We start from the raw sequence: 14,103 nt of genomic DNA on the forward strand, positions 1-14,103 counted from the left end.
TTGGTCTTTGTTTAAATACTGATATCCTCTAATTGACGATTAATTCGTTCCATATATACCTCATTATAAATATTTAATGGAATTGCAAGCCGCGATGCTTCAATAAAATGGATGTCTTTTTCTAGAGAACTACTATCGTTAAAATAAATTGATGGTACTTCCAGCGATGCCCAACCTTTTTTTTCCATTATTTTATAATCAAGTGCATTGACTCCAAAAACTAAATAACCTTTAATTTCGTCGCCTGGTTTTACCAATTCTTTGTCTTGATTGGTAGAAAGATCAAATCGTTTGATTTCAAGTAATTCTTCACCTGGAGAATAAAGATAGCGATGCATCATGCGATTATCATCAATCCGTATATATTCCGGCGTTTCCATATAGACGTTTTCTTGTGTTTGGTTGTTTAAAGACATATTCAGGATTAGAAATGCCATGTAGTTACGATCATTAATATTTGAAATTGATTCAGAATTGACAGTTTCAATCAGTTCAACATCATGAACGGTAACCTCAAAATCCCCATATGAAACCCAGAAAGGTTGCTTTGAACGGTAGATACTCTTTCCAAATTCAATGCCTGTGTTTTCATTCATATCACTCGTAAATGCATCCATAAGTCCCGTTGTTTTTCGTTCTTTAAAATCATAATCACTCCACCCTGGCTTAAGCAAACGTAATGTTTGGGCAATGGGGGCCTGACCCGTATAACCGATCCCTGTATTACCAACCGCAACTTTTAAGACGATGGTCACAAGCGCAGCTAAAATGATGATGAGTATAAATATTTTCGATTTTGAAGTATGCATACGCAAAAGTCCCACCCTTCTTTGTCTATTATCTCATATCTTTATGAAAACTGCGAAAAAAAGACCAAGTTTCCTTGGTCTACAGACTTGCTTTCATTTCTAAAACAATATCTCGCAACTGTGCAGCTCTTTCAAAATCGAGTAAGGCTGCTGCTTCACGCATTTCTTTTTCAAGACGTTGAATGAGTTCATCCACCGCTTTTTTATCTTTACGTATCCCTTTATTGTTTCGGATTCGATGCGTTAATTCTGCAGTCTCTTTTCCTGCAATAACATCACGAATTTCTTTTTTAATTGTCTGTGGTGTAATGCCATGTTTTTCATTATAAGCAATTTGAATGTTTCGACGTCGTTGTGTTTCATCAATCGTCTTTTTCATCGAATCAGTTATTCGATCAGCATACATGATTACATGTCCATTCGAATTTCGCGCAGCTCGACCTACGATTTGTACAAGCGAACGATAGGATCGCAAGAACCCTTCTTTATCCGCATCTAAAATCGCTATCAAACTTACTTCTGGAAGGTCAAGACCTTCTCTTAAAAGGTTAATCCCAACAACTACATCATACTTTCCTAAACGCAAATCACGTAAAATTTCGATACGTTCAAGCGTTTTCGTTTCATGATGAAGGTAGGCAACTTTGATACCAGTTTCCAAAAGATAGTTTGTAAGGTCTTGAGCCATCTTAACGGTTAAGGTCGTGATTAGCACCCGTTCATTCCGTTCTCGACGTTCTAAAATTTGATCAATGAGATCATCGACTTGACCCTGACTCTTCTTAATTTCGATTGTCGGATCTAAAAGTCCTGTTGGACGAATGATTTGCTCAACAACTTTATGGTCTACTTTTTCAAGTTCATAATCTCCTGGTGTCGCAGAAACATAAATCGTTTGTTTTTGAACACTGGTGAATTCCTCAAACGTCATTGGACGGTTATTCAAGGCACTCGGCAGTCTAAATCCATATTCCACAAGAGTACGTTTTCTCGATTGATCACCGTTATACATCCCCCGCACTTGAGGTAAAGAGACATGTGATTCATCAACTACAAAAAGATAGTCCTCCGGAAAATAATCAAACAAAGTATATGGGCGTTGTTGAGGATCACGTCCGTCAATATGCATCGAGTAGTTTTCGACACCTGAGCACATCCCAAATTCTCTTAGAGCTTCGAGGTCATACTCCGTTCGTTGCTTGAGCCGTTGATATTCTACAAGTTTATTTTCAGCTTCAAAATATGCAAGTCGTTCATGAAGTTCTTCCTCAATGCGATCTGCTGCCGTACGAATTTGATCCATATCGCGCGCATATTGGTTTGCGGGAAAAATATCGTAAACCAGGTAGCCCTCTCGAACATTACCAGTAATACGATCAACTTCCACAATACGATCAATTTCATCACCAAAAAACTCTATACGAACAACAATATCGTCTCGATCACCACGAACAATTTCTACTACATCTCCACGCACGCGAAACGTACCTACACTTTGTTCCATATCATTACGAATATATTGACGCTTTACAAGGTCACGCATAAGGTCTTCTCGTGTTATTTCTTGTCCTACACGCATTACATAAAGCATTTCTTTATAGTAGCTTGGGTCTGCGGTAGCGTAGATACTTGCAACAGAGGCGACAATGATTGTATCCCGTCGCTGAAGCACTGAGTTTTGCGCAGCATGTCGTAACATATCCAGTTCTTGATTAATCATTGAACTTTTTTCAATATATGTATCCGACCCCGGTAAATATGCCTCAGGTTGGTAATAATCAAAGTTTGAAACAAAATACTCAACACGATTGTTTGGGAAAAATTCTTTGAACTCTGAATAGAGTTGTCCCGCAAGAGTCTTATTATGGACGAAAACAAGCGTTGGTCGATTTAATTTCGCTATAACCTGACTAACTGTAAATGTTTTCCCAGTTCCAGTTGCTCCCAGGAGCACTTGTTCTTTTTTTCCGTCAGCGATCCCTTGAGTCAGTTCTTCTATCGCTTTTATTTGATCACCTTTCGGTTCAAACTTCGAAACAAGCTCGAACTTATGTTCTGTTTTACTGGCCATTTTTTACAACCTCAATTGCTTTTTTCAATTGTTCATCGCGTGCATTACGATTACTTGACCACTCTGAAACTACAGAACTGTACAATTGTTCTTGCACATTATGGTCAATTGTATCGTTAACACTCAAACCAAAATCTGTTTTATATTTCTTTAATGCATCCGCGGTGGATTGATCATAATATNCGTCAGTGCGGCCCTTATGATAGTCTAAAAATTGTAAAGCATTTTGAGTGTAAACAACTGCTTCGTGAACAGTATCTTCATGGATTTCAAATCCTTCTTCAAGCACCACAAAATTAGTATAGAAGATATCCGGAAGTTTCACTTCAACATCAGGTTTTATCCCCACACCATGAATATTATTTCCTTTAGGCGAATTCCATTTAGCGATTGTTACTTTTAAAGCACTCTTGTCATTATACTCATGTTGAGTTTGAACGGTACCCTTACCGTATGAATTCACTCCCACAACTTTTACCCCACGATTTTCCTGCAATGCAAGCGTCAAAACTTCTGAAGCACTTGCAGATTTTTCGTTAATGAGGACAACCATATCTTTGAACGGATACTTGCTCTTTTCACTATCTGTAACTTTATACACTTTTTCCGAGTGGTTCATGAAATCTTCTTGGTAAACAATGTCATCATTATCAAAGAAAATTCGCGCAATATCTTCGATTGCTTGAAGATACCCTCCACCATTATCACGTAAATCAATAACAAGTTTATCAACACCTTGATCTAAGAATTCGTCAAGATATAGTTTTGTCGCATCCGCAAGGTTTTTACCAAAAGATGAGATTTCAATATACCCTACACCGTCACGGATTTCTCCCCAAANCAACGCATTAATTTTTCCGCGTTTAATATCAAACTCTATTGGTTTTTGATCACGCAATACTTCAACTTTAACAGGAGTACCTTCTTTCCCCATAATTAATTCTTGGATTTTATCACGTTCAACGGTTTTAATATCAACACCATCGACCTTAGAAAGTACGTCACCAGCTAGTAGACCGGCTCCCTCTGCTGGCGAACCTTTAAAGACACGGGTGATAATATTTGCGCCATTTCCAGCATAGTATTGTACACCGATTCCATCAAAATTCATGTTGATGGATTCATTTAAAGTCTTCATTTCTTCTTGAGTCATGTAGGAGGTATGTTGATCCCCATTTTTTTCAAGCATCCCCTTGATCGCATTATCAATCATCTCTGATTCTGGATGCTCCATATCTGGTTTAAAGTACCAACTTCCAAGCAAATCACGATAGACACGTTCAAAACGTTCTACCCCTGCGTGTGCATCGGTTGGACCTGCCGCAATGTTAGAAATTTTATTAAATTGCGTACCAATTAAAAATGCTACAATCACTATAATGATTATTTTAAAAGCTTTTCGACGTTTCTGTTGATCTTTTGCTATTTCATCGGGCCAACGATGGCGTTCGAGTTTTATACTTACTTTTTGATCTTTATCTTTCAATGAAATCACCTCAATATGGTTCTAGTTTATCATAGTCTAGGCAATGAGCGGTAATATAGACCGTGATAAAAATATAATCTAATAATATCCTAGCACATGGACATGAGAATTCAATGTTATAATATTAATAATCACAAATTAATCACGGAGGATTATATATGAAACGGATAGCAGTATATTGCGGATCTAAGATGCCCGAACAAGAAATTTATCGAAGCGAAGCGATTGCCCTCGCGACCTATTTTGTCGAACATGACATTCAACTCATTTACGGTGGTGCACAAGTAGGTATAATGGGGGTTATTGCTGATACGATGCTTAATCTGGGTGGATATGTTATCGGTGTTATGCCGAAAGTGCTCGCAGATAAAGAAATCTTGCATCAGGGACTTTCAGAAAGTATTATTGTTAATGATATGCATGAGCGTAAAGCACTCATGATGGATTTAGCTGATGGTTTTATTGCTTTTCCAGGTGGATGTGGAACGATGGAAGAAATTTTTGAGGTTATTACATGGAATCAAATTGGAATCCATCATAAACCCTACGGTTTCTTGAATCTTGATCACTATTACGATGGTATTCAATCTTATTTAAATCATGCCGCAGAAGTTGGGTTTTCCACAAAAGAACAAATTGATCGCATCATTTTCGAAACTACATTTGAAGGTTATATGAAGCGCATGAATCAACAGTTGGATATGCTTCTTTCTTTAACCAATCCAAACGACATCAATTAAATCTATAAAAAAAACTGAATCTTTTCTAAGACTCAGTTTTTTTGTCTAATTAGTAAAGGCCTAATGTAGATTGTGGATGTAATCGGCACGGAACACCATATCCTTGGTCGCATCTACGTCCACCACTACTTGCAGAACCGGTACCAAAGTTCATAGTACTATTCTCTGCCCACAGACTCCATGCATCATAAATTGTGCCTCCACCCATATTTATTGTTTCAATATGTAGGTGAGGTCCTGTCGAGGCACCCGTATTGCCTGTAAGCCCTAATACATCACCCGGATAGACAATTTGACCTGAACCGACATAAACCGTATTCAAATGGGCAAATAATATTCCGTAGTTTTGTCCGTTAACATGAACCAAGTATGATACGTAGTTTCCATAACCACCACCGCAACTCCAATCACCTTCGGAGCAACCAGAATTTGTAGCGACAACCATACCGGTTCCTACCGAACGGGCATTATTTCCATAATAAACTTCTAAATCAACACCCATGTGAGGTGATCCCCATTCATAGGCCCAAACGCTGTTTCCAACACGATAGACGCCTGCATCTAATGGTAAAGAAAAACCGCTTGTTGAACCACCACCATTGGAGCCCCCGTTCGAACCACCATTTGAACCACCGCCATCATTATTGGATTCTTCGCCCGATGATTCGCCGCCTGACGATTCGCCACCTGATGATTCATTTCCGGATTCTTCAGAACCCGAATTATTATTTTGTTGAGAATTAGCTAATTCATTGGCCAATTTTTCGGCTAGTTCTTTAATTCTTCCCTCATGATCCGCATTAACATACTTAATTTCTTCGAGTTGATCTTGTAGTTCCGCTTCTTGTTTTTGAAGTTCTTTTACAATTTCTTCAACATGTTTTTCATAGACTTTAGCCGTCTGTTTTTGTAATTCGATATCTTCTTTATGTAATTTAATTTCTTCACGTTCGACTTCTTGAAGTTTTTTATCTGCTTCAAGTTCGAGTTTAATTTCATATATCGAGCGAACCAATTCTTCGTTATAACGCTTGATTGAACTCAATACTTCAAAGCGTCTAACAATCTGTGAAAAATCTTCTCCAGTCATCATAAATTCAAAATAACCGTTCACCCGTGTAGCAGATTGTGCATTAAGCATATATGACTTAACCTTAACATCCGTCTCATCAATCTTTGCTTGGCGTTCATCAATTGACTTTTGTAATTGAACAATTTGCGCTTCCGATACAAGAATTTCACCCTCGATTTCGGCAATTTTCGCATCCAACGTAGCGATTTGTTCTTTATAACCATCTAAATTTTTCATTTCTTCACTTAGATTCGCCTTGATATCTTTTTGTGAACCTTCAAGTGCACTCAATTTTTTCTTATTTTCTTCAATTTCTGCTCGTCGTCGTTCTTGCTCTTTTGTTTCATCTGATGTTGCAAATACCGTTGTTCCAAGTGCTGGCGTTATTGCACCACCAAAGACAACCAATGCAAGAAAGATACACAGTCCATTTTTGATTATTTTTTTCATACAATCACTCCTATTTCGTAATAGTACAGAACTATGAAAGATTCATAGACGAGTAGGGTACAAGGCAAAGAAAGTACAAATTATTATTTGTACTCTTTTTATTATTAAATTCCCAATGTTTGACGTGGATACAAGCGACATGGTACACCATATCCTTGATCACAACGTCTCCCTCCATAGGAAGCAGGACCAGTCCCGAATTGTGGGTCTCCATTCCAACGATTCCAAGCATCTAAAATTGTTCCCGGTCCCATGTCAATCGTTTCAACATGTAAATGTGGTCCAGTTGAAGCTCCTGTATTTCCCGAATATCCGATTAATGCTCCCGCAGAAACCACTTGATTTCTCGACACGGATACACTTGATAAATGGGCCGAAACAATTCCATAGTTATGTCCACCTACGTTTACAAGATAAGAGATGTAGTTTCCATAACCACCACCACAACTCCAATTTCCCTCATAACAGCCCGAGTTCGTTGATACTATTAGACCGTTTCCAACCGCAAACACGGATGTACCACGATTAACACCTAAATCCACGCCAGCGTGAGCACTTCCACCGTACTCAGGGGGATATTGCCACACATCAGCGGTTACATCAAACGAGCCTGAAGGAAGCGGTAATGTAAATCCATTACCGCCTGTTCCAGGAGTAGATGGAATTTGCATTTGTTTAATCTTTTCTGCATCTGCTTTATTTTTATCGTTGATGGTTGCAATTTGCTCTTGCGCTTCCTTCTCTTTTTGATGAAGTTCCGTAATAACAATACGCACTCGCTCTTCGAGAAGTTTCGCTTCTTCTTTTTGAATTTCAGTTGCTTCTTTGCGCAAAACAATCGCTTGTTTTTCTTCTTCTTGTTTAGCTTTATCCGCTTCGAGTTCCGCTTTCACTTCATTCATTTCACGGATAAGGTCTTCGTTATATCGTTTAATTGCACCCATACCTTCAAGGCGTCGAATCATCTCTGCAAAGTCTTCAGCACCCATAACAAACTCAAAATAACCATTTACACGAGAGGATGACTGGGCATTTACCATATAACCCTTTACTTTTTCTTCTGTTTCTGTAATTTTCTTTTCACGTTCTTCAATGCTGACTTGAAGGCGTTTAATTTCTTCTTCTGAAGTTGCAATCGCAGTCTTCATTGAGGCAATTTCTGCTTCAAGATTTTTAATTTGTTCACGATACTCGTCCAACTTAGCGACTTCTTCAGAAAGTTGTTCTTTTATATTAGCTTGTTTTGATTGTTGCTCTTTAAGTTCTTTTTCTCTTTGTGCAATATTATTGTTGAGAGATTCGATATCTTCAGCATGGATTGGAACCGCAACAAAAACGGGTGCCAGTACTCCAGCAAGCATTAAGACAACTACTAATATAATAATTAAATTTCTGAAGAATTTTTTCATCGTGACCACCTTAAGAATTTACCCACTGAGAACACACTTCCCAACGCTCCTACAACGATCCCTATAAGTGCTAGAATCCCTGATATTTGAAGTGATAATGGATAGACTGGCACCAATTTAAACATTTGTGATATTAAAACACCACCTGTTGCTTGATATAAATATTGATATCCAAATATCGATATAATAATAGGAATGACTGAACCCAGTAATCCAATAACCATACCTTCGATAATAAACGGCCAACGGATATACCAATTGGTAGCTCCTACCGTTCTCATAATACTGATTTCTTTACGACGGGAATGGATGGATACGCGAATCGTATTTGAAATTAAGAACACCGCAATAACTGCAAGTGTGATGACAATAATGAAACCGACATTACGTACTTGCTCTAACATTCCAAGGAAATCTGTTGTACCACTTCCACCATAACTTGTTTTATAAACACCTTCTATTTTAGCAATTTTATTCGATAAATCTTTGATTTCATCACCCGACTTCGCATTGATTAAAAATGCATTTAACATCGGATTATTTTCACCGCGATAGCCTCCATAAAGACTTTCTGCGTCTTCGGAATCATTAGCTCTAATAAAAGCATCAAGTTCATTTTCTTTAGAAGAGAACTTAACGTCTAAAACTTCAGGCAATTGTTCGATTTGTTTTTGTATTTCATTAATTTGTGACTTTTCTTCAAAATCATTAGATATTTGCGCATGAATCTGCACACTTTGTTCCATTGATTTTGTAATCGTACTAATGTTAACACTTAAGAATAAGAATATAGACATTAATAAGAGCGTCACGGTTACTGATGAAATACTGGATAATGATAATGCAAAGTGTCGTGTAACACCTGTAAAACCATCTTTGATATGACGCCAGACTCTACCCATGGTTGATATATCCTCCCGCAGTCAAATCCGCAACCAAATGACCTTCATCTAAGGCAATCGTCCGCTTTTTGTTTTTATTTACAATTTCAACATCGTGTGTGACCATTACGACTGTTGTTGCTTCTTCTTGATTAATTCGTTCCAATAATTGGATAATTTCTGTCGATTTATCAGGATCAAGATTTCCTGTAGGCTCATCACAAATTAAAACTTTAGGTCGATTCGCAATCGCGCGACCTATCGCAACACGTTGTTGTTGCCCACCCGACAATTCATTTGGATATGCATTTGCTTTTTCTGTTAAGTCTACAAGTCTTAACACTTCACGTACGCGTTTTCGAAGTTCAATACGAGGTGTATTAACAACTTCCAATGCAAACGCAATATTCTCAAATACTGTTTTACGTTCTAATAATTTAAAGTCCTGAAATACTACACCAATGTGACGTCTATAGAGCGGCACTTTTGAGTGCTTCAATTTACCAACATTAAATTTCCCAACTTTTACAGTTCCTTTAGTAGGTATTTCTTCACCATTTAATAAGCGAATCATTGTTGATTTTCCTGAACCTGTCGGCCCAATAATATAGACGAATTCGCCTTGTTCAATTCCAAGATTAATATTATAGAGCGCGTTAACACCGTTTTTATACTGTTTTGATACATTTTCGAAATATAGCATCGATCAACTCACTCCTTTTGTCATGTGTTATTATATCACACTGTTTATGACCGTAATGTGAAAAACTATGGTAGGCTATGTGATTGGAGCCTTCATAAACCCTCTTCCATGCACTTCCGTAGCATCTGATACAATCAGGAAGGCATTGGGATCAACCTCTTTTACAAGGCGTTCTAATTCTACATATTGGTCTTTCATTAATACCGTTAGAATAATCTCTCGTGATTCATTCGTGTACCCGCCAGTGGCCGGAATCCGAGTTGACCCGCGATCAATCATTGTATGAATACGATCTAATACTTCATTAACTTCATTCGTAATGATAAATACTTGTTTTGCTTGTTCACCAGAAATCATTTGAACTTTATCGATCGCCACCGCTGAAGTAAAAATCGATAGGAAACCAATGAGTACATTATTCAGTCCATAACTCTTCAACCCTAAAAGCACTGTGACTGTGTCAATAAGGGCAATCCAAACTGAAACCTTAATTCCCGTATATTTCGAAAGAATTAATGGTGGTATATCCATACCCCCTGTACTTGCTCCAGTTCTAAATGTTAGACCTAAGCCAATTCCCATTAATGCGCCACCAAAGATGGAGGCAAGAATCGGATCAATTTCTGGAGCATAGCCAATTGCCGAGAGAATATTTATCAGTAACGGCGATAATATTGTACTCGCTAGTGTTTTAATTGCAAATCTTTTTCCAAGGAAAAAAAGTCCTAGTAAAAATGATGTTCCATAAATTATATTTATCATCAATTCTTTTTCAATCCCTAAAAATGGGTAAAGCGCAACGGATACACCCGATACGCCCCCAGAAAGAATATTGTTTGGTAGTATAAAAAATGTTACAGCTATTGCTAGTACGAAGTTCCCTAAAAGTAAAAATAGCAAATCGCTTAAATGTTCTTTTATACGGTCCATTTTATACTCCTACATTCATTTTTAGAAATGCTTCAATAAAATCATCAATGTCCCCATCTAAAACATCACCATATTGGCTTGTTTCATGTTTGGTACGATGATCTTTAACCATTGTGTAAGGATGAGCAACATAAGAGCGTATTTGTGAACCCCACTCAATAAGTTTGTGTTCTCCTTTTATTGCAGCGAGCTGCGCTTGTTTTTCTTCAATCTCGCGTTGATACAATTTACTCTTTAACATCATGAGCGCTTCTTCTCTATTTTGAAGTTGGCTTCGACCTGCTTGACATGTAACCACAATGCCCGTTTTTTTATGTGTTATACGAACTGCAGAGTCGGTCTTATTGACGTGTTGACCTCCAGCGCCAGTGGCACGCATTGTGTCCACATCGATGTCCTCAGGTAGAATTGTTATTTCAATGCTGTCATCAAATTCTGGTGCTACATCCACAGAGGCAAATGACGTATGACGACGCCCAGATGAATCAAATGGACTAATTCGTACAAGTCTATGAACCCCTTTTTCTGCTTTGAGATATCCATATGCAAACATACCTGATACAGAGAATGAAACAGACTTCAGTCCAGCCTCATCTCCGTCCAGATAGTTCAACACACTGATTTTATAACCATGATCTTGCGCCCATCGTGTATACATACGATAAAGCATTTCCGCAAAATCTTGACTTTCTGTTCCTCCAGCGCCGGGATGAATCTCGACAATCGCATTTTTTTGATCATAATCGTGGCTTAAAAGCACAAGAACTGAATACGATTCCATTTCTTTTTGAATATCTTTTACTTCAGATTCAAGAGATGCTTGAAATTCTTCATCTGACTCTTCTTTTAGCAGCATAATACTATCAGAACACGATTCTAATCTTTCTAGCAAATCATGATGAGTCTCAACGACTTTTTTTAATTGATTCAGCTTTTGAATATGTTGTGAACTGTGTCGATGGTCATCCCAAAAACCATCCACAACCATTTCGGCTTCTAGTTCTTTGATTTGAGCTTCTTTTTGAGCCAAGTCAAAGTGAATCACCAAGTGCTTTCAAATCAGTTGTTGTTGTATCAACAATCTGTGCTATTTCAAATAATTCCATCGTATCACCCTATCTATTTTTTATTGTCTATATTCTATTTTCACATTTACACAGAACATCACAATGTCTTGTGCAATTTGACCTAACATTTCTTCAAACATTTCGAAACCTTCATTTACATATGCTTGAAGTGGTTTATCTTGCGCATAAGAACGTAAATGGATTCCTTCTCTTAATTTACTCATTGCATCAATATGATCAACCCATGAACGGTCAATCATGTTCAAGACAACTTCTTTTTCTACTCGTGTAAATTGATCCTTAACATCCGCAATTTTTGTTTCGTACTTCGTCCACGCGGCATCAGTAATAATCGTTTGAATTTCTTCTTGTGATTTACCTTCAATCGAAGAAACTGTAAATGTATCGTCGACCAATCCCAATTTGTCCAACGCTTCAACTAAGCCCGCTTTATCAATTTCTAAATCACGAGATTCATGGTTTGTATAAGATGCAATTGTATCCGAAACAACACGTTTGTACATTTCACAAATAATTCCATGAACATCTTCATTTTCTAAGACATAGTTACGTTGATCATAAATAATCTCACGTTGTTGACGTAGAACATCATCATAGTCAAGTAGTGTTTTACGAATATCAAAGTTAACGCCTTCAACACGGCGTTGTGCTGCGCTAATTTGTTTCGTAATAACTTTATTTTCAATTGCAACATCTCCAAGTTGACTGTAGACATTTTCGAAACGCTCACTTCCATGACGTAACATCAAATCATCTTCAAATGATACAAAGAATCGTGACATCCCAGGATCACCTTGTCGACCAGAACGTCCTCGTAATTGGTTATCAATACGACGTGACTCATGGCGTTCACTCCCTAATACAGCAAGTCCACCAAGTGATCTTGATTCTTCATCAAGTTTGATATCCGTACCACGTCCAGCCATATTAGTCGCAATTGTGACAGAGCCCTTACGGCCTGCCTTTTCGATAATCTGAGCTTCTCGAGCATGGTTTTTAGCATTCAAGACTTCGTGCTTAATCTTTCGTTGTTTCATCATCATACTTAAGTATTCCGATGTTTCAACAGCAACAGTACCTACAAGCACTGGTTGCCCTTTTTCATTTAATTCACGTACGGTTTCAATTAAAGCTTCAAATTTCGCTTTTTTTGTTCCATAAACCAAATCAGGCAAGTCTTCACGAGCAATTGGGCGATTAGTTGGAACTTCTAAAACACGCATGTTATAAATTTCTAAGAATTCTTCTTCTTCAGTTTTTGCAGTACCCGTCATCCCGGATAGTTTATTGTAAAGGCGGAAAAAGTTTTGGTACGTTACTGTAGCAAGTGTTACCGTTTCTTGTTTAATTGTGACACCTTCTTTGGCACACAACGCTTGGTGAAGACCGTCAGAATACTCACGTCCTTCCATTAAGCGACCGGTAAATTGGTCAACAATAATTACTTCATTATTTTGTACAACATACTCAATGTCATTAAGCATAATATAGTTTGCCTTTAAAGCATTATTAATATGATGCACAAGCGATGTATTCTCTAAATCATAAAGGTTATTAACCTTGAATGCGCGTTCTGCTTTTTCAACACCAGCTTCAGTGAGTTGAACTGTTTTTGATTTAACATCAATAACATAGTCAGCACCTTCCGCTAATTTTTTCGCAAATTTATCGCTGCTTTCATAAAGTTTTGCACCTTCACGAGCGCCACCTGAGATAATCAAAGGTGTACGAGATTCATCAATAAGAATTGAGTCAACCTCATCTACAAGAGCATAGTTTAACGGACGTAAAACACGTTGTTCTATTTTCGTAACCATGTTATCTCGTAAGTAATCAAACCCAACTTCTGAGTTTGTTGTATATGTAATATCACATTCATATACTTCGCGCTTACCTGAAGGTGATAATGCACGAACGTTTATACCGACTGTAAGACCTAAAAATCGATGGATTTCTCCCATCCATTCAGCATCACGCTGAGCAAGGTATTCGTTCACTGTAATAACGTGAACGCCTTTACCTTCAAGAGCGTTTAAGTAGGTAGGCATAATTGCAGTTAAAGTTTTACCTTCACCTGTTTTCATTTCCGCAATATCACCGCGGTGCAGAATAATAGCCCCCATGAGCTGAACGACATATGGAAATTCACCAATAACTCGATATGCAGCCTCACGCGCAACAGCGTAAGCCTCTACAAGAAGATCATCTAAAGTCTCCCCTTGAGCAATACGGTTTTTAAATTCATTAGTTTTTTCTTTTAACGCTTCATCAGATAGAGCACGTGTCTCATCTGCCAACGCATCAATCTCGTGTGCGATCTTTTCAATTTCACTTAAAATTTTACGATCACCACTAAAAAGATTACTTAAAAATCCAGCCATAATTCAAGCCTCCATTCCATTTTATTGTAACACATAACGATTTCAGAATACATAACTAAAAAAGTTGGCATCACCAACTTTTC

Annotated in this window: 11 protein-coding genes; 1 reads left to right on the plus strand and 10 read right to left on the minus strand. The window is 37.7% G+C overall.

The window, feature by feature from the left end:
- Nucleotides 1–11 precede the first annotated feature (11 nt).
- The 3 genes from B096_RS0108175 to B096_RS0108185 form a co-directional block, all read right to left on the minus strand.
- A complete protein-coding gene (locus B096_RS0108175; protein WP_018580243.1) occupies nt 12–809 on the minus strand; it encodes a DUF4352 domain-containing protein in 798 nt (265 codons plus the stop codon).
- Between the two features lie 79 nt (nt 810–888).
- Nucleotides 889–2,880, minus strand: coding sequence for an excinuclease ABC subunit UvrB (uvrB, locus tag B096_RS0108180; protein WP_018580244.1), 1,992 nt, complete (start codon nt 2,878–2,880; stop codon nt 889–891).
- Nucleotides 2,870–4,114: a S41 family peptidase gene (locus tag B096_RS0108185; protein WP_425268398.1), complete on the minus strand. Its 1,245-nt coding sequence runs from the start codon at nt 4,112–4,114 to the stop codon at nt 2,870–2,872. The genes uvrB and B096_RS0108185 overlap by 11 nt, the downstream gene beginning before the upstream one ends.
- A gap of 410 nt (nt 4,115–4,524) precedes the next feature.
- On the opposite strand from B096_RS0108185, the gene B096_RS0108190 reads away from it, so the two are divergent.
- A complete protein-coding gene (locus tag B096_RS0108190) occupies nt 4,525–5,106 on the plus strand; it encodes an LOG family protein (protein ID WP_018580246.1) in 582 nt (193 codons plus the stop codon).
- 49 nt (nt 5,107–5,155) lie between these two features.
- Here B096_RS0108190 and B096_RS0108195 read toward each other — a convergent pair whose 3' ends face one another.
- From B096_RS0108195 to secA, 7 genes are all read right to left on the minus strand, one after another.
- On the minus strand, nt 5,156–6,628 hold the full coding sequence (locus B096_RS0108195) for a murein hydrolase activator EnvC family protein (protein WP_018580247.1): 1,473 nt from the start codon (nt 6,626–6,628) through the stop codon (nt 5,156–5,158).
- Between the two features lie 104 nt (nt 6,629–6,732).
- Nucleotides 6,733–8,037, minus strand: coding sequence for a murein hydrolase activator EnvC family protein (locus tag B096_RS0108200; protein ID WP_018580248.1), 1,305 nt, complete (start codon nt 8,035–8,037; stop codon nt 6,733–6,735).
- Nucleotides 8,034–8,939: a permease-like cell division protein FtsX gene (ftsX, locus tag B096_RS0108205; RefSeq protein WP_018580249.1), complete on the minus strand. Its 906-nt coding sequence runs from the start codon at nt 8,937–8,939 to the stop codon at nt 8,034–8,036. Before ftsX ends, B096_RS0108200 begins: the two co-directional genes overlap by 4 nt.
- Nucleotides 8,932–9,621: a cell division ATP-binding protein FtsE gene (ftsE, locus tag B096_RS0108210; protein ID WP_018580250.1), complete on the minus strand. Its 690-nt coding sequence runs from the start codon at nt 9,619–9,621 to the stop codon at nt 8,932–8,934. Before ftsE ends, ftsX begins: the two co-directional genes overlap by 8 nt.
- Before the next feature lie 75 nt (nt 9,622–9,696).
- The gene (locus B096_RS0108215) at nt 9,697–10,551 is read right to left on the minus strand and encodes a YitT family protein (RefSeq protein ID WP_018580251.1); all 855 of its coding nucleotides are present in this window, start codon (nt 10,549–10,551) and stop codon (nt 9,697–9,699) included.
- 1 nt (nt 10,552) lies between these two features.
- Nucleotides 10,553–11,657, minus strand: a protein-coding gene (gene prfB / locus B096_RS0108220; protein WP_156813133.1) for a peptide chain release factor 2 whose coding sequence is annotated in 2 segments (ribosomal slippage) — nt 10,553–11,584 and nt 11,586–11,657 — 1,104 coding nt in all. Because the reading frame shifts where the segments join, the coding sequence is not laid out codon by codon here.
- 20 nt (nt 11,658–11,677) lie between these two features.
- Entirely contained in the window at nt 11,678–14,020 is a 2,343-nt protein-coding gene (secA, locus tag B096_RS0108225; RefSeq protein ID WP_018580253.1) for a preprotein translocase subunit SecA, read from the minus strand.
- Nucleotides 14,021–14,103 lie beyond the last annotated feature (83 nt).

The sequence above is a fragment of the Erysipelothrix tonsillarum DSM 14972 genome, assembly GCF_000373785.1.
GTDB classification, from domain to species: Bacteria; Bacillota_I; Bacilli_A; order Erysipelotrichales; family Erysipelotrichaceae; genus Erysipelothrix; species Erysipelothrix tonsillarum.

What these genes read in the sequence shown, in the direction of transcription:
- B096_RS0108175 (WP_018580243.1), bottom strand. Translation starts at nt 809, where the DNA reads ATGCATACTTCAAAATCGAAAATATTTATACTCATCATCATTTTAGCT.
- uvrB (WP_018580244.1), bottom strand. Translation starts at nt 2,880, where the DNA reads ATGGCCAGTAAAACAGAACATAAGTTCGAGCTTGTTTCGAAGTTTGAA.
- B096_RS0108190 (WP_018580246.1), top strand. Translation starts at nt 4,525, where the DNA reads ATGAAACGGATAGCAGTATATTGCGGATCTAAGATGCCCGAACAAGAA.
- B096_RS0108195 (WP_018580247.1), bottom strand. Translation starts at nt 6,628, where the DNA reads ATGAAAAAAATAATCAAAAATGGACTGTGTATCTTTCTTGCATTGGTT.
- B096_RS0108200 (WP_018580248.1), bottom strand. Translation starts at nt 8,037, where the DNA reads ATGAAAAAATTCTTCAGAAATTTAATTATTATATTAGTAGTTGTCTTA.
- ftsX (WP_018580249.1), bottom strand. Translation starts at nt 8,939, where the DNA reads ATGGGTAGAGTCTGGCGTCATATCAAAGATGGTTTTACAGGTGTTACA.
- ftsE (WP_018580250.1), bottom strand. Translation starts at nt 9,621, where the DNA reads ATGCTATATTTCGAAAATGTATCAAAACAGTATAAAAACGGTGTTAAC.
- B096_RS0108215 (WP_018580251.1), bottom strand. Translation starts at nt 10,551, where the DNA reads ATGGACCGTATAAAAGAACATTTAAGCGATTTGCTATTTTTACTTTTA.
- secA (WP_018580253.1), bottom strand. Translation starts at nt 14,020, where the DNA reads ATGGCTGGATTTTTAAGTAATCTTTTTAGTGGTGATCGTAAAATTTTA.